Here is a 21,923-nt window from a genome sequence, read left to right as displayed (position 1 = left end):
GCCGGGAGGCGTAGGGGCAGCCGGCGCTGCGGCCGCCGGCTTTGGTCGATGGGCGTTCTCAGCGGTTCGGGCGCAGATACAGCCGGGCGGTGCCGTAGCGGTCGATCAGTTCGAAGCCAGGGTCGGCGAGATAGCCGTTCGAGGTTGCGAAATCCAGCATCGGGCGCTCCAGCTCGGGCGAGAAGCCGAGAAGGAGCGCGGCCGGCGGATCGGCGGCGAGGAGGGCCCCGACGGTGGCCGGCGAGGTCATGCGATAGTGGCGCGCCAGTTCGGGCGCGGTGAACTCGGCCGTGCGGTAGGCGAAGGGCCCGGTGGCCAGTTCGTCATAGACCGGCAGCCCGCCTTCGAGCGGATAGACCGGGGCGAGCGTCGCGACCTTTCCCGTCAGCCCGGCCGCCGCCAACACCCGGGCGATGTCCTGGCCCTGCCGGTGAACCCGCATCACCGTCCACTGGCCGGGGTTCACGATTGCGCCGGCGTGCTGGAGGAGGCGCGGCGCCGCCGTGCCGATCGTCACCACCGCCGCGATGGCAAGTAGGCCGCTCGCCAGCGGTTGGCGGTTCGCGGGCAGGCGCCTGGCGGCGAGGATCAGCGCCAGCGGCAGGCAGATGAGCGGCGGCGCGAAATATTGCGGGAAGCTCGGGGTCGGCAGCAGGCTGAAGGCCGACGCGACGACGAAGGTGGCGAGCACGAAGAGAAGGAGATCGCGCTCGGGCCTCCCGTCTGGCCGCTCGTTCTCGCCGGGCTCCGCCCGTGGCAAAAGCAGGAGCGCGACAAGGGCGACGAGGCCGATCGCCGCGCCCGCGATCCAGGTCCCGTGGCCCAGCAGGAGCTTGCCGGCGAGCGACATGACCGCGCCCTCGTCCGGAGCGGCGGCGCTGCGGTAATACTGGAGATGCGGGCCCGTGTGATATCCGGCCACGTTGGCGATGAAACGGATGGGATCCACCACGAGATAGACGAGGATCGGCGCTCCGCCGGCCAGACCACCGAGCGCCAGTGGCAGGATGCCGAGGCGAAGGCGCAGGCTCAAGGATCGATCGCGGGGCAGGAGGAAGGCGCCTGCCACCACGATCGGCAGGAACGCCACCGCGCTCACCTTGAACACCACCGCGAGCGCGAGGCAGAAACCGGCGCCCGCCATCGCCCATGGTTTCGGGCGGTCGGCGATCAGCGCGATCACCGCCAGACCGAGGCCGAGGAAGGAAAGGGGAAGCGGAAGGAAGTTGTTCGTCGCGGTCATACCGGCCTGCGTCAGGAACAGCTCCTGCAGCAGGAAGAGGACCGCGATGCTCCAGCCGATGGCGAGCGAGCGCGTCAGGGAATGCGCGACCCAGACGATGGCGAGCGCGAAGCCGGCCCAGCCCAGAACCACGCCAAGCCGCGCGTCGAGAAGGAGGTGCTCCGACCCGGTCAGGCGGCGCAGGCCATGGAAGAGCCAGGCCGAGCCGGGCGTGTGGTTGTAGAGGACATCCGCATACAGAGCGCGATCGTCGAGAAGGCGTGTGGGGGGCACGTAGAGCTCTTCGTCGCGCCTGAGATCGTAGGTCATGATCCGCAGGACGAGGCCGGCGAAGAGCGCGGCCGAGACCAGCGCCATCGCGGCGGACGCGAAGGATCCGCCGAGGCTGCGCGACGGTGCGGGCGCTCGAATGGGCCGGCCGCTGTCCCGGCCATGGTCCGCTCGGAACGAGCCGGCGCGGCCCGCAGTGGGAAATGCGGGCTCGCCCGCTCGTCGCAGATCGTCCATCGAGCCGGGTTCCCTCGCGCGCAAAGCCGGTGCCAGCATGCCCGATCGCCGCCCGTATCTGCGATGGCCGCGAGGGGCGGACCGCCCCTCCGAAGGAAGGCGCGTGCGCTGCCGAACTAGGCCTTTCGGCGCAGAAGCCACCTGAGCCTATCCGAACAGGCGAGTTGTCTGGACCCGTCGCTGCGGCACACTCGGCAGCGAAACCCAGGAAGGGAGCGGGACAGTGGTGAAAGTGGTTCTCTTGGCTGGCGGCCTGGGCTCGCGCCTCGCCGAAGAAACGACCCGCGTGCCCAAGCCCATGGTGGAGATCGGCGGCAAGCCGATCATCATGCACGTGATGGACATCTACAGCCATTTCGGCTTCCGCGACTTCGTCATCGCGGGCGGCTACAAATGCATGTCGATCAAGAATTACTTCCACAATTTCCACCTCTCGACGGCGGATTTCACCGTGGCGCTGAACAGCGGCTCGATGACGTTGAAGCCGACCCGGCCGCTCGACTGGAACGTCTCGGTGGTGGACACCGGCGCCTCGACGATGACCGGCGGACGCCTGCTGCGGCTTCGCGACTGGATCGGCCGCGACACGTTCATGGTCACCTATTCCGACGGCGTGGGAAACATCGACCTCGCCGCGCTCCTTTCCTTCCACCGCTCGCACGGTCGCCTCGCGACGGTCACGGCGGTCCAGCCGCCGGCGCGCTTCGGCAGCCTCGGCCTCGACGGCGATCAGGTCGTCGCCTTCACCGAGAAGGTTCAGACCGGCGAGACCTGGATCAACGGCGGGTTCTTCGTCTTCGAGCCGGGCGTTCTCGACTACATCCCCGACCTGATGGAACCCCTGGAGCAGTCGCCGCTGGCCAATCTGGCGCGCAACGGCGAACTCTTCGCCTTCAAGCACGACGGCTTCTGGCATCCAATGGACACGATCCGCGACCGCGATCATCTGAACGGGCTCTGCGACGTCGAGACGCCGCCCTGGCTGGACTTCGCGACCCCCGCGGTGGACCAGGCTCCGCCGACGATCCCGCTGCACGCGCTGTCACCCGCGGCGATGGCGGCCGCGATCGGATCGGGCGAGCATCTTCATGGATGAGGTCGCGCTGTCACGGGCGCTGAGCGGGCGGCGCGTTCTCGTCACCGGCCATTCCGGCTTCAAGGGCGGCTGGCTCTGCCTCTGGCTGAAGCGTCTGGGCGCCGATGTCGTCGGCGTCTCCCTGCCCGCGCCCGACCGGTCGCTCGCCCGCGCCATCGGCATCGACGAACTCGTGGACGGGCGGCACGGCGACATCCGCTCCGCCGAGACCTTCCGCGCCGCCCTCGGCGAGGATCGCGACTTCGACCTGGTGATCCACATGGCGGCGAGCGCGATCGTGCGCACCTGCCACGCCGATCCCGTCGACACCTATCTGACCAACGTCGTCGGCACCGCGGTGGTGCTGGACGAGGCCCGCCGCATGCCCTCGCTGAAGGCCGCGATCGTCGTCACCAGCGACAAGTGCTACGAAAACCGGGAGTGGAACTGGGGCTACCGCGAAACCGATCCGATGGGCGGCCGCGATCCCTACAGCTCTTCCAAGGGCTGCGCCGAGCTCGTGGTCGCGGCCTATCGCTCGTCCTATTTCGCGGATTCCGCCGGGCCGCAGATCGCCAGCGTTCGCGCCGGCAACGTCATCGGCGGCGGCGACTGGGCGGCGGACCGGCTGGTGCCCGATCTCATCCGGTCGCTCGAAGCGGGAAACCCCGCGCGCATCCGCAACCCCGCCAGCGTTCGCCCCTGGCAACATGTCCTGGAGCCGGTGCGCGGATACCTCACGCTGGCCGCACGCCTGATCGAGGCCGGCGCGCCCTTCGCCGGCGGCTGGAACTTCGGCTGCGACCGCGACGCGGCGGTGGATGTCGGCTCGCTCGCCGATCTCGTCATGGCGGAGTTCGGCAGCGAGGGACCGGGCTTCGTGTTCGAGACCGGCGCGGGCGGACCGAAGGAATCGACGCTGCTGCGGCTCGACAGCACGAAGGCTTTCGTCGAGCTCGGCTGGCGACCGCTGTTCGACATCGAGACCGCCGTCGCCGCCACCGTCGCCTGGTACCGCGCCTTTCACCGGCGCCCCGAGGCGATCCGCGATTTCACCATCCGCCAGATCGAAGACTACGCCGCCACCTGGAACGCCTCGGTGGTCCGTCTTGCCCCCACACCCATCCGAACGAGGGTCCCCGAATGCGCGTGAACTATGGACAGGCCGTCTTCGGCGAGGACGAGATCGCCGCCGTCAACGAGGTCCTGCGGACATCGACGCAGATGGGCGCGCGAGTGCGCATGATGCAGGAGCGCGTCGGCGCTCTCTTCGCCAAGCGGCACGGCATCATGGTCAATTCCGGCTCGTCGGCGAACTACCTGGCGATGGAACTCCTGTCCCTGCCGAAGGGCGCGGAGGTCATCACCCCGGTCCTGACCTTCGCCACGACCGTGGCGCCGATCGTGCGCGGCGGGCTCGTGCCGGTCTTCGTCGATGCGGCGGAGGGAACCTACAACATCGACGTCGAGCGGATCGAACAGGCGATCTCGCCGAAAACGCGGGCGATGATGATCCCCTCGCTCATCGGCAACCTGCCAGACTGGGACATCCTGCGCGCGATTGCCGACCGGCACGGGCTGATGCTGATCGAAGACAGTGCCGACACGCTCGGCGCCACGCTGCGGGGCACCAGCACCGGCACGCGCTCCGACATCAGCACCACGAGCTTCTACGGCTCGCACGTCATCACCGCGGCCGGCAACGGCGGCATGCTCTGCGTGAACGACGAAGCGTTGGCGGAGCGGGCGCTTCTCCTTCGCTCCTGGGGGCGCACCTCGTCGCTCTTCGTGGAATCGGAATCGATCGAGAACCGCTTCAACGTCGAGCTCGACGGGTTCGCCTACGACGCCAAGTTCGTATTCGAGGAACTGGGCTTCAATGTCGAGCCCTCGGAGATCGGCGCGGCCTTCGGCCTCGTGCAACTCGAGAAGCTGGAGAGGAACATCGCGGCGCGCGAGCGCAATTTCGCGGCCCAGTTCGACTTCTTTTCGCAGTACGCCGACTGGTTCGTCCTGCCGCGCCAGCTGCCGGAATCGCGCACCGGCTGGCTCGCCTTCCCGCTGACGCTGCGCGAGGACGCGCCGTTCACGCGCCGCGAGCTCCAGGTGTTTCTCGAGGAGCGCGACATTCAGACCCGGCCGGTCTTCACCGGCAACATTTTGCGCCAGCCCGCCATGCGCGGCGTGCCCCACCGCGCCGACCCTGGCGGCTACGCACGCGCCGACGAGGTCATGCGCGGCGGTATCCTGCTGGCCTGCCACCACGGGCTCGTAGAGGAACAGATCGCCTTCATCCACGACAGCTTCCGCGCCTTCGCCGACCGCGTGTCGACGCCGCGCCAAGCTTTCTGGGCAGCACGCAACGCTGCCGTTCCGGCCATGGCGAACCATGCCTGATCTGACCCTGCCGGCGCGGGCGTCGCCGGTTGCCAGCATAACAGCGAAACGGGAGTTCGTTCGTGGACGCGACATCGCGAATTCTGATCACGGGCGGGGGCGGCTTCATCGGCGCCCATCTGGCGGCGGCCGGTCTCGCCCGGGGTCTGGACGTCCACGTCACCACGAGGCCGGGATCGGATGCCGGCCGCGTCGATCGTCTCGCGCCTCGGGCGATCCGCCACGAAGTCGATCTTCGGGACCGCGCTGCGCTGCGCCGCTGCCTTCGAGCGGCACGCCCGCACGTCGTCTTCCACCTCGCCGCATCCCCCCGGCGACCGTTGCGATCCGATCTCGAAGACGTCGCGGATTTCGTCTCGGAAGACCTCGGCGGGCTCGTCCGCCTCCTCCAGGAGGCGTCGTCCGCGCCGCACCCGCCGGCAGCGTTCGTTCGTTCCGGGTCGATCGCGGAATATGGCGAGGCGCCGCTCCCGCATGTCGAGGAGCGTCGCGAACAACCGGTGACGGCCTATGGCGCGAGCCTCGTGGCCGCGTCGCAGATCGTCGCGTCGCTGGGGTCGCGCCTGCCGTTTCCGGCGGTCACCGCCCGTTTCGGCCTCGTCTACGGACCCGAGCAGGCCGCCGACTACTTCATTCCCCAAGCCATCGCGGCCTGTCTGGCGGGGGATGGGTTCATGGTTCGCCGTTCGCAGGACCGGCGGGACCTCGTCTTCGTCGAGGACGTCGCGGAGGCGCTGCTGCGCATCGGCCATGCGCCCTCGCTCCAGCCCGGCATCGTCAATGTCGCGTCCGGATCGGCCCCGTCCATGGGCGAGATCGCTGAAGTGATCGCCGGGATCGTCGGCATGGATTCTCGTCGGCTGGCCTTACGCGAGGACGGCCCGCCGACGGGGGCGCCGCATCTCTGTCTCGACGTCTCGAAGGTCCGGTCCCTGTTCGGCTGGCAGGCGACGACCCCGCTGCGCGAAGGTCTGACGCGAACGGTCAACTGGACGCGGCGTCGGACGGCTCACGCGATCGCTGATCCGCTGCAGAGCGGCACACCGGCTGTCCTTCATTGCGCTGGAGCTTGAGACGATGCTGACCGCCACGCCGAAGATCGTTTCCGTGCTCGTGCCCGCCTTCAACGAGGAGGCCAATGTCGAGCGGTGCTACGCGGCCATCGTCGAGGTGTTCGAGCGGTTGCCCGGATACGACTGTGAGATCGTCTTCACCGACAACCATTCGAGCGACCGGACCTTCGAGTTGCTGCGCGGGATCGCGAGCCACGATCCGCGCGTGCGGGTGATCCGGTTCAGCCGCAACATCGGCTACCAGCGGTCGCTGCTCGCGGCCTACAAGGCGGCGGCCGGCGACTGTTCCGTGCAGATCGACTGCGACCTTCAGGATCCGCCGAGCCTCATTCCGCAGATGCTCGGTCTCTGGCGCGAGGGCAACGAGGTGGTCTACGGCATCCGCCGTTCGCTGCCGGACCCTTGGCATGTCGCGCTCATGCGCCGTGGCTTCTACCATCTCGTCAATGCGCTGAGCGAGGACGACTTGCCTCCCAATGCCGGCGAGTTCCGCCTCGTGGATCGCCGGCTCCTCGACGAGTTGCGGCAGGTCGACGACACCTCGCCCTATCTGCGCGGTCTCATCAGTGCGATGGGGTTCCGGCAGGTCGGCTTCGCCTACGACCGGCAGGACCGGATCGCGGGGACGAGCAAGTTTCCCTTCCGCCAGATGGTTCTGCTCGGCCTCGACGCCGTGCTCAACCACTCGCTGCTGCCGCTCCGCCTCGCCTCGTGGACGAGCCTTCTCGTGGGCTTCGCGACTACGGTCATCCTCGCCGTCTACATCTTCGGGGCGCTCGTTCTCGGGCAGGACTGGCCGCGCGGCTTCGCCACGACGACGATCCTCCTCCTCTTCGCCATCGCCCTCAATGCGCTCTTCATGGGCATTCTCGGCGAATATGTCGGTCGCATCTTCATGCAGTCGAAGCGGCGTCCGGGCACGATCGTCGAGGAGATCGTCGGCGGCGACCATGGCCTGTCACCGGCCGGGACCCGGCGCGAGACCCTTTCGGCATGACGAGGGCGCCGCGATCGGTGTCGCAGGAGGGCCCCGCGTCGCGCGGCGGCGAGGGCGGCCTTCTGGCGCGGTTTGCCGCGGTCGGCGCGGTCACCACGCTTCTCGACATCGCGCTCTTTGCGGCGCTGACGGCGGCGCATCTGCCGGCCGGGGCCGCCAATCTCCTGTCCTATTCCTGCGGCATCGCGCTCAGCTACGCCCTGAACCGGCGCTGGACCTTCGCGGCGGAAGGGTCACCGGGCCGCGCGGTGCGGTTCGTGACGGCGACGCTGGCGGGCCTCGGCGCCAGTACGCTGCTCGTTCTCGTCTTCGCATCGATCCTGCCGCCGGTGGTGGCGAAGGCCCTGAGCGTGCCGATCGTCTTCCTCTGGAATTACGGCGCCTCGCGGTTGTGGGTCTTCAGGCCCGGCACGAAGCCTCATAACGGGTAGCCACCCCCCTCCGAACGAAGGAGGGGCAGGCGAGGGCACCTGGAACGTGCGCTCTCCTCCTCCCGATGGACGCGGCCCGACGCCGAAACGAATGGCTGGCGGCCCGCACGGGGCGGCCGAAGATGCGGACAGAGCCGTGTCGTCCCTCTCGCGGCGACATCGGGTGGGTGAAGCAGTTTCATGATCCAGACCGAACGGTTCGAACAGTTGCGGGGACGAGCACGCAAGGCCTTCCGGTCGGGAGGCGATCATCGAGTGCGCTTCGTCAGCATCGCCCATCTCCTCACCGGCAATTTCGTCGCCTCGCTCTTCGCGCTCGTCGCCTTCACGCTGTCGGCCCGGGCGCTCGGCGTCGAACAATATGGCGAACTGGCGCTGATGCTCGCCTTCACGCGGGTGATCGAACGCATCATCTCGTTCCAGTCCTGGCAGACGATCATCCGGTTCGGCGCGGGACTGCAGGACGAGGGACGGATCGACGATTTCCGGGCGCTCCTGAAGTTCGGCTTCCTGCTCGATCTCGGCGCCGCCGTCTCCGCCTGGCTGGTGGCGATCGGGCTCGCGTACGCCGCCGCCCCGCTGTTCGGCTGGTCGGCCGATGCGGTGCAGCTGCTCATGCTGTTCTCGACCGTGCTTCTCTTCCAGCTGTCGGGCCTTCCCAACGCCGTGCTGCGCCTGGCGGGCCGGTTCAACCTTCTCGCCTACGGGCAACTGGTCAACCTCGCGTTCCGCGTCGTGCTCTGCCTCGTCGGCATCACCCTCGCGCTCGACATCCGCTATTTCGCGCTGGTCTGGGCGGGGACGCAGATCATCGGCTCGCTGACCTTTCTGGCGCTGGCCTTCCGCACGCTCCATCGCCAGGGGATCCACCGCGTCTTCTCCGCGCCGCTGAAGGGGGTGACGCGGCGGTTTCCGGGCCTGTGGAACTTCGCCTTCTCGTCGAACCTGTCGCTGACGCTTTGGGTGAGTTCGCAGGAGCTCGACACGCTGCTCGTCGGCCTTCTCGCCGATCCCGCCTCGGCGGGGCTCTACCACATCGCCAAGCGCATCGGACGGATCGGCCAGCAGGTCGGCGGACAGGTTCAGTCGGTGCTCTACCCCGATGTCGCCCGGCTCTGGAGGAAGGGGTTGATCGACGAGTTCGCGCGGGTGATCCTGCAGGTCGAGATCTTCCTCCTCGGCTTCGGCGTTCTCGGCGTGATCGTGATCGCGGTCATCGCCCATCCGCTGCTCCTGTGGACGGCAGGCCCCGAATTTATGGGTGCCGCGCCGCTTCTGGTCCTGCAGATGATCGGCGTCGGGCTGTCGATGGCGGGTTCCGCCTCGCGCAGCGGTCTCCTCGCCATGGGGCACCAGCGCGACGTGCTGGTCGTCGTCGCCATCGCGACCGCCGGCTTCCACCTGACCGCGCTCGCCCTCATCCCCATCGTCGGGGCGATGGGCGGCAACATCGCCAACATCGTGTTCGGCTGCATCTGGGCGGTCGGGCTCGGGCTGACCATCCACCGGGCCCTCAAGCTCGCCCGCCTTCCATCGCTCTCCATCGCATCGACCCGCGCCGAACCGGCGGGCCTTGCCGCCGAAGGGATCTGACGTCCATGACCTCCGCGCTCGACCCTCGTCCCGCGAGCCTGCCCGGCGCCGCCGCGCGACCCGCGCTCCGACCGCATCTGCGGCGCCTGGAGGCCGAGGCGATCCACGTCATGCGCGAGGTCGCCGCCGAATTCGTCCATCCGGTGATGCTCTATTCGATCGGCAAGGATTCCTCGGTCATGCTGCATCTGGCGATGAAGGCGTTCTACCCGTCGCCGCCGCCGTTTCCGCTCCTGCACATCGACACGACGTGGAAGTTCGCGGAGATGATCCGCTTCCGCGACGAGACCGTGGCGCGGCTCGGGCTCCAGCTCATCGTCCATCGCAACGAGGCGGGGATCGCGGAGGGCATCGACCCGTTCCGGCACGGATCGAGCGTCTATACGCAGGTGATGAAGACCGAGGCGCTGCGGGCGGCGCTGCGCCAGCACGGGTTCGACGCGGCCTTCGGCGGCGCCCGGCGCGACGAGGAGAAATCCCGCTCCAAGGAGCGCATCTTCTCGTTCCGCTCGGCGACGCAGGGGTGGGACCCCAAGGATCAGCGGCCCGAACTGTGGAACCTCTACAATGCCAGGATCCACAAGGGCGAGTCGATCCGCGCCTTTCCCCTGTCCAACTGGACCGAACTCGACGTCTGGCAATATATCGAGGCCGAGAGCATTCCGATCGTGCCGCTCTACTTTGCGGCGCCGCGCCCCGTCGTCGAGCGCGACGGGCAGTGGATCATGGTGGAGGATGCCCGCCTGCCGCTGCGCGCGGGCGAGACGCCGCGCCTCCTGAACATCCGGTTCCGCACGCTCGGCTGCTACCCGCTGACCGCCGCCACCGAAAGCACGGCCACGACGCTGGCCGAGATCATCGACGAGACCGCGGCGTCACGCAGCTCGGAGCGGGCGGGGCGGTTGATCGACCACGACGAGGCCGCGTCGATGGAGAAGAAGAAGCGGGAGGGGTATTTCTGATGAGCGCTCTGGCGGATCGTGTTCTCCCCGTCGATGCCGGCCGCTCGCCCGGCGAACCGGACGTGCGACGCCCGGCGTCGCGGAGCGACGAGAAAGGGCTGCTGCGGCTTCTCACCTGCGGCAGCGTCGACGACGGCAAATCGACCCTCATCGGTCGGCTCCTCTACGACACGAAGCTCCTGTTCGAAGATCAGATCTCGGCGCTCGGGCGTGACTCGCGGCGCCACGGCAAGGCCGGAGACGCGCTCGACTTCGCGCTTCTCGTCGACGGCTTGGCGGCCGAGCGCGAGCAGGGCATCACGATCGACGTCGCCTATCGCTACTTCGCGACCGCGCGGCGCAAGTTCATCGTCGCCGACACGCCCGGTCACGAGCAGTACACCCGCAACATGGTCACAGGCGCCTCGAACGCCGATCTCGCCGTGATCCTGGTCGATGCGCGCAAGGGCATCCTGCCGCAGACGAAGCGCCATTCCGCGATCGTCTCGCTGCTCGGCATCCGCCACGTCGTTCTGGCGGTGAACAAGATGGATCTCGTCGAGGCGCCGCAGGCGGTCTTCGAGACCATCGTGGCGAGCTACCGGGCCTTCACCGCCGATTTCGGCTTCGCCACGCTGCAGCCGATCCCGGTGATCGCCTGCGCCGGCGACAACATCGTCGATCGCAGCGCCGCCATGCCCTGGTACGAGGGGCCGACGCTCGTCGGCCATCTCGAGACGGTGGATCTGGCGGAGACGCGCTCCGCCGCGCCGTTCCGCATGCCGGTGCAGTGGGTCAACCGCCCGCATCTCGACTTTCGCGGTTTCTCGGGAACGATCGCGGCAGGAACGGTGCGCCCCGGCGACCGGCTGGCGGTGGCCCGGTCCGGCGTCACCAGCCGGGTGCGCTCCATCGTGACCTATGACGGCGACCTTGCCGAGGCGAGCGCCGGCGACGCCGTGACGCTCGTCTTCGAGGACGAGATCGACCTGTCGCGCGGCGACCTCCTTGCGGCCGCTGCCGAGCGGCCTGCCGTTGCCGACCAGTTCGCCGCGCACCTGATCTGGATGCACGACGAACCCGCCATTCCCGGCCGCTCCTATCTCCTGAAGATCGGCGCGCGGACGGTGACCGCGAGCCTCAGCGAGATCAAGCATAAACTCGACGTCGACACGCTGCAGAAGCTGGCGGCCAAGACGCTCGCCCTCAACGAGATCGGCTTCGTCAACGTCACGACGCAGGAGCCGATCGCCTTCGATCCGTTCGACATCGTGCACGAGACCGGCGCCTTCATCGTCATCGACCGCATCACCAACCTGACGGTCGGCGCCGGCATGATCGCCTTCGGGCTGCACCGGGCCGCCAACATCCACTGGCAGGCGCTCGACGTCTCGAAGGCCTCGCGCGCCGCGATGAAGCGGCAGCGCCCGGCCGTGCTCTGGTTCACCGGGCTTTCGGGCGCCGGCAAGTCGACCATCGCCAACCTCGTGGAGAAGCGGCTGCAGGGGATGGGACACCACACCTATCTCCTCGACGGCGACAATGTCCGCCACGGACTGAACCGCGATCTCGGCTTCACCGATGCGGACCGGGTCGAGAACATCCGCCGGGTCGCGGAAACGGCAAGGCTCTTTGCGGATGCCGGGCTCGTGACGCTCGTCTCCTTCATCTCGCCGTTCCGGGCGGAGCGGCGCATGGCGCGCGAGCTGCTGGAGGCGGGCGAGTTCGTCGAGATCTTCGTCGACACGCCGCTGGCCATCGCCGAAAGCCGCGATCCCAAGGGGCTCTATCGTCAGGCGCGCCTCGGCCTCATCCCGAACTTCACGGGGATCGAGAGCCCCTACGAGCCGCCGGAGCGCCCCGACCTGCGGCTGACGCCGGATCTGGATGCCGAGGCCGCGGCGCTTCGCGTCGTCGGGTTCCTGTCCGAACGCGGCTACCTCGCCGAGACCGCGGAGACGCCGCGATGAGCGCCTTCGAGCCCCGCGACCGGGCGCCCTTGCGCGTCTGCTTTCCGTTCGTCGGAGACGATATCGGCGGCAGCCACATCTCGGCCCTGAAGCTGATCCAGGGCCTCGACCGGCGCCGCGTCACCCCGGTCGTGGTGGTCGAACGCCCGACCGGACCCCTCGGCGATCGGCTGACGCGCGAGGGTGTGCGCTGGGTGAACTTGGCCCTCGGCGAGACGCTTGCGCCCGGTGGGCGCGACCCGCTGGCGGCTGCCGCCTATTTCGCAAGAACCCTCCCGCTCGTGCGCCGGTTTCTGCGCGAAGGGCAGTTCGACATTGTCCACACCAATGACGGGCGCACGCATGTGAACTGGGGCCTCGGCGCCCGGCTGGCCGGCGCCGGCCAGGTCTGGCACCACCGCGGCGACCCGACCGCCAGGGGCGTCAACCGTCTGGCACCGCTCATCGCCCGTCAGGTCGTCGCCGTCTCGCGCTTCGCCCGGCCACGACGCCCGATCCTGCCGCTCGGCGATCGCCTCAAGGTCATTCACAGCCCGTTCGAGCATCCCGCCTTTTATCCCGACCGGGCCGCGGCGCGTCGCACGCTGCTCTCCGAACTCGGATTGCCCGAGAGCACGCACGTCCTCGGCTATTTCGGCGGGCTGATCGACCGCAAGCGGCCGCTGCTCTTCGTCGACATCGTCCACCGCTTTCGCCGGCGCCATCCCGAGATCCCGGTCGTCGGCTGCCTGTTCGGGGTCTCGCCGCCGCAGGGGCCCGATTTCGAGACCGCGGTTCGCGAGCGGGCGGCCGCTCTCGGGCTCAGTGACGACGCTATCCGCCTCATGGGCTTCCGCACGCCGGTCGAGCCCTGCATGAGCGCCACCGACATCCTGCTCGTGCCCGCGGTCAACGAGCCCTTCGGCCGGACGCTGATCGAGGCGATGTTTCTCGGCACTGCCGTCATCGCGACGGCGCATGGCGGCAACCCGGAAGCGATCCGCGACGGCGAGACCGGCTTTCTCGTCGAACCCGAGAATGCCGATGCCTTCGTCGAGCCGATCCGACACCTGCTGAGCGATGCCAGCGCCTTCCTCCGGGTCACCGACGCTGCCCATGTCGAGGCGCTGAAGACCTACAGCGTCGCCCACCATGTCGCGGAGGTCATGGAGGTCTACGGGCGCGCCGCCGCCCACCGCCGGCCGGTCCCCTCGATGGGTCATTGGCGCGAAAGCGTCTCGTAGCGAACGGAACGACATTCCATGCGTGCGCAGGACATCGACTTTCTCATCATCGGCGCGGCGAAATCGGCGACGACGTGGCTGCAGACCTCGCTGCAGGCCGACCCCGCCATCTCGATGCCCGATCCCGAGATCCATTATTTCAGCCGCTACTACGATCGCGGGCCCGACTGGTATCTCACCCAGTTTCCGGTGGCGGACGCCGTGCTGCGCGGCGAGAAGTCGAACTCCTACCTGCACGAGGCGGTGTCCGCGCCGCGCGTCCATGCGATGCTGCCCCATGCCCGGCTGGTGATCCAGCTGCGCAATCCCGTGGAGCGGGCCTATTCCGACTATTGCATGCTCTATCGGCGCGGCGAGGTCGGGTCCGACATATGCTCGCACCTGAAGGCGAGCCCCAGCGGCGCCAATCGGTTTCTCGACGATGGCCTCTATCGCCGTCAGATCCAGGCCTATCTCGATCTCTATCCCGCCGAGCGGATCCTCGTTCTCCTCTACGAGGACATGATCCGCGATCCCGATGCGCAGTTACGCCGCTTGCGCGGGTTTCTAGGACGGCCCGCCGAGGCGGCGGCGCCGGTCTCGCGCACGAAGGTCAAGGATCGCGCCGAGCCGATGATCGGGCCCCGGCTGCGGCGGATGATGCGCCCGTTCAAGCCCATCGCGCGTCCGTTCCGGCAGACCTCGCTCTTCCAGGCGACACGCAGCCTCGTGGCGAGCGAGATCCGCTATCCCAAGCTGACGAGCGACCTGCGCAACGGTCTGCGCGACTTCTACGGCCCCGACGTCGAGGATCTCGGAGCGCTCATTCAGCGTGATCTGAGCGGCTGGCTCGCCCAATCCTCCATCTCTACCCCTTTGGCATGAGCCATCGGCGATCGGCAACCATCGGAAGTCCGTCACACCGCGTTCGATCGATGGAATGGTTCTGCCAGGCGTTCGAGTAATACTTGCATAGACGATCAATCTATCGTTGCGCGCATTGCCGGGAATACTGGCGTGCGTGACCAAATGATGCTGTCGGTTTTTCCGAGGTCTGCAACGTTGATTGCAATGTGACTTGGAGCGGCGGCGAACTTCAGGCGCGGGGTGAGTGATGACAAGTCAGATCGACGAGCCGCGGGCGGCGACGCTCGGCCTTCACGCGATCCCGCTCTACGCGGCAAGGCTTGCGGGGCGCATCCTCAGCGGGCCGCCGTCGACGCCCTGGCCGCCCTGCCGGCAGCAGGACGAGGTCTATCGCTATCTGCGCCGCAGCATCGGGCGCCGGGTGAAGGCGCTGCGCCGCAACCTCGATCTCTTCGCGACCGACCTCGCGATGGCGGCACTCGCCTTCAGCATCGCCTCCACCCTGCGGCTCGGGCTCGAAGGACAGGCCACCAGCCCCGACAGCTACGCCTCGCTCCTCGTCGCGGTGCCCTGGTTCCTGTTCACCTGCGCCATCGTCTTTCCGTGGACCTGTCTCTACAGCCGCAACTGGCGCTATGCGACGGCCTCCGATCTTCTGGGGATCGCGCGGGCGGCGTTCGTGGCCTCGCTCGCCTTCGTCTTCTGGATGTTCGTCTTCACCCGCCTCTACATGATCCCGCGCTCGGTCCTGGTGGTGGAAGTCCTGCTTCTCCTGCCGCTGCTCGTGGCCGTGCGGATGCGCTTCAAGTGGTCGGAACTGCGCCGGTTCGGCACCGCGGCCCTTCGCGGTGGCACGAGCCGGGCCGAGACTGTCCCGGTTCTCCTCATCGGTGCCGGCGACACCGCCGATCTCTACCTTCATGCCCTGCAGCGCGATCAGGACGCGCGCCATTGGCCGGTCGGGATTCTCGCGAGCGGCGCGGCGGGGGAGGGCACGCTGCTACGCGGTGTTCCCGTGCTCGGAGGTCTCGGCGATTTCGATGCGGTCATGGCCGATCTCGAGATGCGCGGCGAGCGTCCGCGCCATCTCATCTTCACCGAAAAGGTGTCCGAGTTCGACGAGAGCGAGAGCGACGCGCTGATCCGTCGAGCGGACGAACTCGGCATCGCCATCTCGCGGCCCGCGCCGGTTCTCGAATTGCGCAACCCCAAGGCCGAGGGCAAGTTCGAGCTGCGCCCGATCGAACTCACCGACCTCCTGGAACGCCCACAGGCCTCGCTCGATCGCGACGCCCTCAAGCGGATGATCGGCGGCTGCTGCGTCCTCGTGACCGGCGCCGGCGGATCGATCGGCAGCGAGCTGACGCAGCAGGTCGCCGCGCTCGGGCCATCGGAGATCGTGCTGATCGAGAACTGCGAGTACAATCTCTATGCGATCGACCTCGAACTCGGCGAGAAGTTCCCGGACGTGAAGCGTACGCCCTATCTCTGCGACGTGCGCAGCGCCGAGCGGCTGAAGGAGATCTTCGAGCGCCATCACCCCGAACTCGTGTTTCACGCGGCCGCGCTGAAGCATGTGCCGATGGTCGAGATCAACCCGTGCGAGGGTGTCCTCACCAACGTCATCGGCACGATGAACGTCGCGGACGCGACGCGGCGTCACGGCGCGCGCGCCATGGTCCAGATCTCCACCGACAAGGTGGTGAACACCACGAACGTCATGGGGGCGACGAAGCGGCTGGCCGAACTCTACTGCCAGGCGCTCGACCTCGCCTTCGCGGCGGGCGAGAGCCAGACGCGCTTCATGACCGTGCGTTTCGGCAACGTCCTGGGGTCGAGCGGCTCGCTGATCCCGCTCTTCAAGCGCCAGATCGCGCGCGGCGGCCCGCTGACGATCACCGACCCGGAGATGAAGCGCTTCTTCATGACCATCCGCGAGGCGGTCGAACTCACGCTCCAGGCCTCGGCCTACGGTCTGGAGAAGGATCTCGGTCAGGGCGAGATCTTCGTCCTCGACATGGGCGAGCCGATCCGCATCGTCGACATGGCGCGGCGGATGATTAAGCTCGCGGGCTATCGGCCCGACATCGACATCGGCATCGAGATCGTCGGCTGCCGTCCCGGCGAAAAGCTCTTCGAGGAGCTGTTCGACGCGAGCGAGCGGCGCGTCGCCTCGCCGGTGCCCGGCGTTCTCGGCGCGGTGCCGCAGCCCGTGGCGCTCGGCGAACTGCAACATGTCTTTCGCAAGATCAACGGGCTCGCCAGGACCGGGGACCGGGCGGGCGTCGTGGCGCAGATCGCCCGGATCCTTCCCAGCTATCGCCCACAGGTTCAGGCCGCCGTACCGGCCAGGGTCGCCGTTCCCTGGACGCCCCGCCTGGTTGCGCCCTTGGTGGGGGCGGTACCCGTGGGCGGGCTCCCGGCCGTCCCGGTCCTCAATCGCCTGTCGACGCCGGCATCGATCCATTCGGCCCCCGCGGGCTTCCAAGGCTAGGGATCTCATGAGAGCGAACCGTTCGAAGGCTCGTCTCGCGCTGGCCGTGCTCGTCGCGTTCGGCTCTCCGGCATGGGCGGCGCCGGATCAGATGACAGCCGCGCCGGCCGTCGCCGCCATGGAGCGGGCCGGCGCCTTCTTCCGCGACCGCCTCGGCGTTGAGGGCACCTATGTCTGGGCCTACTCGCCGGACGGCAGCATCCGCGACGGCGAGGGCGGCGAGGCCCCGCAGCTGCGGGGTTGGGTGCAATGGCCGGGAACGCCGGCCGTCGGCGCCGCCTTCCTGCAGATCCACGAGGCGACGGGCGACGGCGTCTGGCTCGAGGCCGCCCGAGCGGCGGCGCAGGCGCTTCTACGCACGCAGCTCATGTCGGGCGGCTGGTCCTATTCGATCGCCACGCAGCCGGACGACTTTGAAACCTGGTGCTACCGCAGCCGTGCGATCTCGCCGAAGGCCTGCGATCGCATCAAGGGCAATCCCGAACGCAACACCACCGTTCTCGATGACGGCACGACACAGGGGGCGCTCGGCTTCCTCATGCTGTTCGACCGCGCCGACGGCGACCGCGATCCCGCGATCCGTAAGGCGGTCGAGTTCGGGCTCGAACGGCTGACCAAGCTGCAATATCGCAACGGCGCCTTCTTTCCCTTCCTGAAGGACGCTCCGCCCGGCGCCGAGGTGCAGGCGGCGACGCTCGCGAGCCTGCCCGCCGACTGGTCGCGGACCTGGGTCAAGCCGGAGATCGGGCCCTATTTCATCGTCAACGACGATCTGCCGCGCGACATCGGGCGGCTGTTTCTCGATGCCTATCGGCTCTACGGGCGCCCGGCCTATCTCAAGGCGGCCGTCAGGCTCGGCGATTTCCTGCTGGCGTCGCAACTGCCCGAGCCGCAGCGCGGCTGGTGCCAGCAATACGATGCGCGGCTGCAACCGGTCTGGGGCCGCAAGTTCGAGCCGCCGAGCGTCGTCTCGCGGGAGACGGCCGGCAATCTCGATTTCCTCATCGACCTCTTCGGCGTCACGCAGGACCGCCGCTATCTCGACGCGGCGAGCGCGGCCGGCGCTTGGCTGGAGGCCATGCGGCTGCCGGACGGCTCCTGGGCCCGCTTCTACGAGCTGGCGACGAACCGGCCTCTCTACATCGACAACCAGGAAGGGCTTACCTACGCCGACACCGATCTGCTCGACCATTACGCCATGAAGAGCGAGTTCGACATCGTTCCGGCGCTGGAGCGGTTGAAGCGCACGGTGGCGGGGGAACCGGTGGTGTTGCCGGTGCTCTGGTCCGGCGCGGCTGTGGGGCTCGGCCCGGCCGAACTCGGCGATCGCAGCCGCGATCTCGTGCGCTCGCTCGACTCCGAGGGGCGATGGATCGACCGCGGGCGGATCGAGGGAAGCCGTTTCGTCGATGCCATAGCCACCCTGTCGCGCTTCGTCGTTGAGAGCCGCGACGCTCCGAAGGCCCAGCCATGACCTGCCGCGAGATCGCCTTGAGCCGTCAACGCCTTTCTAGTTTCCCCTCGGCCCCCCTCCTTTCGATCGTCCGGCTAGCGCTCCGCCGTTTCAGTCTCGGTCTCCTGATCCCGCTCTTGACCCTCTGTGCCGTCATGGCGGCAAGCGCCGCGACGCCGGACGCCTTTCCCGGCGCCGAAGGGTTCGGGCGATCGGCGCAGGGCGGGCGGGGCGGGCGGATCGTCGAGGTCACCAATCTCCTCGACAAGGGGCGGGGCAGCCTGCGGGCCTGCGTGCTCGAGCGCGGTCCGCGCACCTGCGTCTTTCGCGTCGCCGGCTTGATCGTACTCGAGCACACGCTGTTGATCGACGGACCCGCGGCCGGGCAGATCTCGATCCTCGGCCAGACGGCTCCGGGCGAGGGTATCACCCTGACGGTGACGCCGATGGCCGACACCTATTTCCGCACCGTTCTCGCGGTCCGCAACACGCAGGATGTCGTGCTGCGGCACCTGAGACTGCGGGCGCAGTCGGCCCCCGACGTGCCCAATGTCGATGCCCTGACGGTGGAGGCGAGCCGGCGCGTCTATGCCGATCACCTCTCCGGGGCCTGGGCGAGCGACGAGAACGTCAGCACCTACGCGCAGGTCACCGATCTCACCATCGCCTATTCGATCTGGGGCGAAGGGCTCCGCGTCCACAGCAAGTGCGCGCTCCTCGCCTCGCATCCGACCGGTCCGCAATCGATCAGCTTCTGGCGCAACCTCTGCATCTCCAACAACGACCGCAACCCCGATGCCAACCACTTCGCGGGCTCCTGCATCGAGATCGTCGACAATCTCTTCTACAACGCGCGCTCCGAATGGGCGGAGGTGTTCAGTCAGAAGCCGGGGGGCACACCGATCTCCTATGTCGGCAACACGTTCAAGGCGGGACCTTCGACGAACGAACGCACGACCGCCATCCTCTGGCAGAAGATCGACAGCGCCGCGCCCCCACGCGTCTACGCCCGCAACAATGCGGTCTGGGCGCCACGTCCCAAAAGCATCACCCTCATCGATCCCGAGGTTGCGCCGTTTCTCGCCTTCGCGCCGCAATGCCCGCTCAACGTGTCCTCTTTCGATGATCCAGGAATGGCCTATCGCGACGTGCTGGCGCGGGCCGGCGCGTTTCCGCGGGATCCGACCGACGCCCGTTTCGTGCGCGAGGTCGGCGAACCCGGCCGGGCCGGGCATGGCAAGCTGCGGATGGAGCCGGGATCGATCGATCCGATCGCCGCCGCCACGCCCTACGCCGACGAGGATCACGACGCGATGCCCGACGCGATCGAGGAGCGCTTCGGTGCGACGCCGGGCGTCTACGATCCCTGGACCGGCGTCGACGTGAATGGATGGTCCAATCTCGACCGCACGCTTCAATGGTTGGCCGAGGAGCGCCAGGCAGACCGATATCCGCAGTAGAGCGCGGGTGTCACTGATCAGTGTGTGGGCTCGGCCCGGAAACCCGCTTCGGTCTCCGGGCCGAGGATGCCGGTGTCAGGCGAACAGGAAGTCCGAGGCCGAGAAGCCGAGGGCATCGATCGTGTTGGACGGGTCCGCGATCTCGATCGAAAAATGGACGCCGCTCCCCGTCAGGACGTCGAGGCGAACGTCGCCCCCCGCGACATCGGTGGCGAAGACCGTGCCGTTGCCACCGCCGGCGCGATAGGCGGTGATGCCGAGCTTTTCGAGGACGATCAGGTCGGTGCCGTTCTGGAAATCGAGGATGGTGTCGCCGCCATCGAGCGCGCCGGCTCCCTTGAAGACGAACCAGTCGACATCCGCGCCGCCCGACAGCTTATCGGCGCCGCGTTCGCCGAGAAGCCGATCGAAGCCGGTATCGCCTTGGAGAAAGTCGTTGCCGTCGCCAGCCGAGATGAAGTCGTTGCCGGCTCCGCCCGATACCGTGTCGTTGCCGCCCTCGAGCGAGATGAGATCGTTGCCCTCGCCGCCGAAGGCCGCGTCGTCGCCGTTCCCGGTGGAGATCGTGTCGTTGCCCCTGCCGCCGTCGGCGACGTCGCGGCCGACTTCGCTGTCGAGGATGTCGTTTCCGTCGCCGCCATACATCCTGTTGTCGCCATCGCCGCCGTCGACGCGGTCGTTGCCGTCGCCCCCGTCCACCGTGTCGTTGCCGGACTGGCCCTTCAGCTTGTCGTCGCCGGCCTCGCCGTAGATGCGATCGTTGCCGGCTCCGCCGGCCACCGCCTCGGATGTGAGGCGCCCGGTGGCGGGGTCGATCTCGTTGAGGAAGCCGTCGTCGCCGGATCCGGCATAGATGACGTCGTCGCCCGTTCCGCCGTCGAGATAGTCGCGTCCGGCCCCGCCGAGGAGGGTGTCGTTGCCCGCGTCGCCGAGGATATGGTCGTGCCCGTCGCCGCCGTCGGCATAATCGTTGCCGGCTTCGGAGGAGAAGACGTCGTTCCCCAGGCCCCCGATCATCCGGTCGTTGCCGGCGCCGCCATCCATGGAATCGTTGCCGGCCCCGCCGGCGAGGAGATCGTTGCCGATGGATCCCTTCAGGAAGTCGTTGCCGTCCTCGCCGTAGATCGTGTCGTTCCCGGCGGCGCCGTCGAGGGAGTCGTTTCCGGCCCGGCCCCAGAGGGTGTCGGTGCCGTCATATCCGAAGATCGTGTCGTTCAGGAGCGTGCCGACGAGCTGGTCGGCGAGGGTGGTCCCTTTGATGATCATGGCGATGCGTCCTGTCGCTGAAGGTCGGGCCGTGCTGCAACGCACGGTCCCGATCGGGATGGAAAACCTCAAGATCCTTGCCGCTCGGGCGGGTCTTCCATCGAGGCTGCCTCGCACTCCCGTGGCATGCCGCCGATTGACGGGGCTAGGGGAGCGAGGCGGCGAACCTCTCACCCGAACCTGACGCGAAGCTGGATTTTTCGGCACCGAGAAAATCGATAACGTCAATGCATCCAGTGGTTTAGGTCCGGGGCCATATTTGGCGCGAGACTGGATCGGGCGGGCGGAGTTTCGCGCCCGCCCGACGCGATCAGGCCTCTTCCAGGGCCTCGGCGGTCCAGTGCTCAAGCGTTTCCGGCGCCAGCGGTGCTCCGCGGAATGCGAAGCCAAGGGCGGCCTTGAGCTTGGGGGCAAGGTCGGTGCGTTCCCAGGAGAACGATCCGTCGCGACCGGGCTTGCGGCCGAAATGTCCGTAGGCCGAGGTCTTGGCGTAGATCGGGCGCGTCAGCTGCAGATGCTCGCGGATGCCCCGCGGCGTCAGGTTCATCACCTCGCGCAGCACCGTCTCCAGCGCCGCCTCGTCTACCCGCCCCGTGCCGTGCAGATCGACATAGACCGACAACGGCTCGGCCACTCCGATCGCGTAGGAGAGCTGGATCGTGCAGCGATCGGCGAGACGCGCCGCGACGACGTTCTTGGCGAGATAGCGCGCCGCATAGGCCGCCGACCGGTCGACCTTCGTCGGGTCCTTGCCCGAGAACGCGCCGCCGCCGTGGGGCGCCGCCCCGCCATAGGTGTCGACGATGATCTTGCGGCCCGTCAGCCCGGCGTCGCCGTCCGGACCTCCGATCACGAACTTGCCGGTCGGGTTGACGTGCCAGACGCAGTCCGCGGCGATCGGCAGCTCGCCCACCGCCTCGCGGATGAAGGGCTCGACGATGCGCCGCACGTCGG

The 21,923-nt window shown here is 68.1% G+C and carries 17 protein-coding genes; 14 read left to right on the top strand and 3 right to left on the bottom strand.

The window, feature by feature from the left end; all coding sequences use genetic code 11:
* Positions 1–58: 58 nt before the first annotated feature.
* Positions 59–1,750, bottom strand: a complete 1,692-nt coding sequence (locus AUL33_RS05615) for a hypothetical protein (RefSeq protein ID WP_156419297.1) — start codon at positions 1,748–1,750, stop codon at positions 59–61.
* A gap of 226 nt (positions 1,751–1,976) precedes the next feature.
* Here AUL33_RS05615 and rfbF point away from each other — a divergent pair, with 226 nt between their 5' ends.
* The 14 genes from rfbF (at position 1,977) to AUL33_RS05545 (ending at position 19,703) form a co-directional block, all read left to right on the top strand.
* Positions 1,977–2,846, top strand: coding sequence for a glucose-1-phosphate cytidylyltransferase (rfbF, locus tag AUL33_RS05610; protein ID WP_082652349.1), 870 nt, complete (start codon positions 1,977–1,979; stop codon positions 2,844–2,846).
* Complete coding sequence (gene rfbG / locus AUL33_RS05605; RefSeq protein ID WP_062204906.1) at positions 2,839–3,978, top strand: CDP-glucose 4,6-dehydratase; 1,140 nt, start codon at positions 2,839–2,841, stop codon at positions 3,976–3,978. The genes rfbF and rfbG overlap by 8 nt, the downstream gene beginning before the upstream one ends.
* A complete protein-coding gene (locus AUL33_RS05600) occupies positions 3,969–5,222 on the top strand; it encodes an aminotransferase class I/II-fold pyridoxal phosphate-dependent enzyme (protein ID WP_062204905.1) in 1,254 nt (417 codons plus the stop codon). Before rfbG ends, AUL33_RS05600 begins: the two co-directional genes overlap by 10 nt.
* A gap of 62 nt (positions 5,223–5,284) precedes the next feature.
* On the top strand, positions 5,285–6,295 hold the full coding sequence (locus tag AUL33_RS05595) for an NAD(P)-dependent oxidoreductase (RefSeq protein ID WP_062204902.1): 1,011 nt from the start codon (positions 5,285–5,287) through the stop codon (positions 6,293–6,295).
* A 4-nt stretch (positions 6,296–6,299) separates the two neighbouring features.
* Positions 6,300–7,292 carry a glycosyltransferase family 2 protein gene (locus AUL33_RS05590; protein ID WP_062204899.1) on the top strand — a complete coding sequence of 331 codons (993 nt, stop codon included), beginning with the start codon at positions 6,300–6,302 and terminating at the stop codon, positions 7,290–7,292.
* Positions 7,289–7,723, top strand: a complete 435-nt coding sequence (locus tag AUL33_RS05585; protein WP_062204896.1) for a GtrA family protein — start codon at positions 7,289–7,291, stop codon at positions 7,721–7,723. Before AUL33_RS05590 ends, AUL33_RS05585 begins: the two co-directional genes overlap by 4 nt.
* A gap of 255 nt (positions 7,724–7,978) precedes the next feature.
* The gene (locus AUL33_RS05580) at positions 7,979–9,316 is read left to right on the top strand and encodes a lipopolysaccharide biosynthesis protein (protein WP_244492011.1); all 1,338 of its coding nucleotides are present in this window, start codon (positions 7,979–7,981) and stop codon (positions 9,314–9,316) included.
* Between the two features lie 5 nt (positions 9,317–9,321).
* Positions 9,322–10,278 (top strand): sulfate adenylyltransferase subunit CysD, encoded by a 957-nt coding sequence (gene cysD, locus AUL33_RS05575; protein ID WP_082652345.1) that lies wholly within the window; start codon positions 9,322–9,324, stop codon positions 10,276–10,278.
* Positions 10,278–12,227: a sulfate adenylyltransferase subunit CysN gene (gene cysN / locus AUL33_RS05570; RefSeq protein WP_082652344.1), complete on the top strand. Its 1,950-nt coding sequence runs from the start codon at positions 10,278–10,280 to the stop codon at positions 12,225–12,227. The genes cysD and cysN overlap by 1 nt, the downstream gene beginning before the upstream one ends.
* The gene (locus AUL33_RS05565; RefSeq protein WP_062204893.1) at positions 12,224–13,450 is read left to right on the top strand and encodes a glycosyltransferase family 4 protein; all 1,227 of its coding nucleotides are present in this window, start codon (positions 12,224–12,226) and stop codon (positions 13,448–13,450) included. Before cysN ends, AUL33_RS05565 begins: the two co-directional genes overlap by 4 nt.
* Before the next feature lie 18 nt (positions 13,451–13,468).
* Positions 13,469–14,314 carry a sulfotransferase gene (locus AUL33_RS05560; RefSeq protein ID WP_062204889.1) on the top strand — a complete coding sequence of 282 codons (846 nt, stop codon included), beginning with the start codon at positions 13,469–13,471 and terminating at the stop codon, positions 14,312–14,314.
* 229 nt (positions 14,315–14,543) lie between these two features.
* Positions 14,544–16,790 carry a nucleoside-diphosphate sugar epimerase/dehydratase gene (locus AUL33_RS05555; protein ID WP_082652343.1) on the top strand — a complete coding sequence of 749 codons (2,247 nt, stop codon included), beginning with the start codon at positions 14,544–14,546 and terminating at the stop codon, positions 16,788–16,790.
* Positions 16,791–16,797: 7 nt separating this feature from the next.
* Complete coding sequence (locus tag AUL33_RS05550) at positions 16,798–18,264, top strand: pectate lyase (RefSeq protein ID WP_062204885.1); 1,467 nt, start codon at positions 16,798–16,800, stop codon at positions 18,262–18,264.
* Between the two features lie 116 nt (positions 18,265–18,380).
* Complete coding sequence (locus AUL33_RS05545; protein ID WP_156419295.1) at positions 18,381–19,703, top strand: pectate lyase; 1,323 nt, start codon at positions 18,381–18,383, stop codon at positions 19,701–19,703.
* 75 nt (positions 19,704–19,778) lie between these two features.
* On the opposite strand, the gene AUL33_RS05540 is transcribed toward AUL33_RS05545, so the two are convergent.
* Both AUL33_RS05540 and AUL33_RS05535 read right to left on the bottom strand, forming a co-directional pair.
* The gene (locus tag AUL33_RS05540) at positions 19,779–20,969 is read right to left on the bottom strand and encodes a calcium-binding protein (RefSeq protein ID WP_062204879.1); all 1,191 of its coding nucleotides are present in this window, start codon (positions 20,967–20,969) and stop codon (positions 19,779–19,781) included.
* A gap of 310 nt (positions 20,970–21,279) precedes the next feature.
* The coding region (locus tag AUL33_RS05535) for a methionine adenosyltransferase domain-containing protein (RefSeq protein ID WP_244492009.1) at positions 21,280–21,923 on the bottom strand (644 nt) is incomplete at its 5' end.

Origin of the sequence: Aureimonas sp. AU12 (assembly GCF_001463705.1) — a bacterium.
Lineage (GTDB): Bacteria > Pseudomonadota > Alphaproteobacteria > Rhizobiales > Rhizobiaceae > Aureimonas.
Note: the sequence above shows the minus strand (reverse complement) of the source record. Positions and strands in the feature narration are given on the sequence as shown.